Here is a 349-nt window from a genome sequence, read left to right as displayed (position 1 = left end):
ACACATCCCCCCGGCCACACCCCAGCTCACGCCCCGCCGACCGCAACAACCCCACCGCGTTGCCATGCGAGACCACCACCCCCTTCGGCCGCCCCGTCGACCCCGACGTATAAATCACATACGCCGCAGATCCCGAGTGGGTCTGATGAGACGGGTCCCCCTGACCGGGCTCACCCACCTCATCCAGGTCGTCGACCAGCACCACCGGAGCCGGCATCGCCTCCCGAACCCGCTCATCCACCGACACCGACGACACCACCGCCACCACACCGGCATCGGCCGCCATGAACTCCAGCCGCTCCACCGGATACACCGGATCCAGCGGCACATACGCCGCCCCCGCCTTCAA

General features: G+C 68.5%; 1 protein-coding gene. It reads right to left on the bottom strand.

Features of this window, described 5'->3' with window-relative positions; all coding sequences use genetic code 11:
* On the bottom strand, positions 1-349 hold a 349-nt coding region (locus tag FLW16_RS43265), incomplete at both ends, for an AMP-binding protein (protein WP_142566748.1).

Source organism: Microbispora sp. KK1-11 (assembly GCF_006874435.1).
Lineage (GTDB): Bacteria > Actinomycetota > Actinomycetes > Streptosporangiales > Streptosporangiaceae > Microbispora > Microbispora catharanthi.
This window is presented reverse-complemented; position numbering and strand designations above follow the sequence as displayed.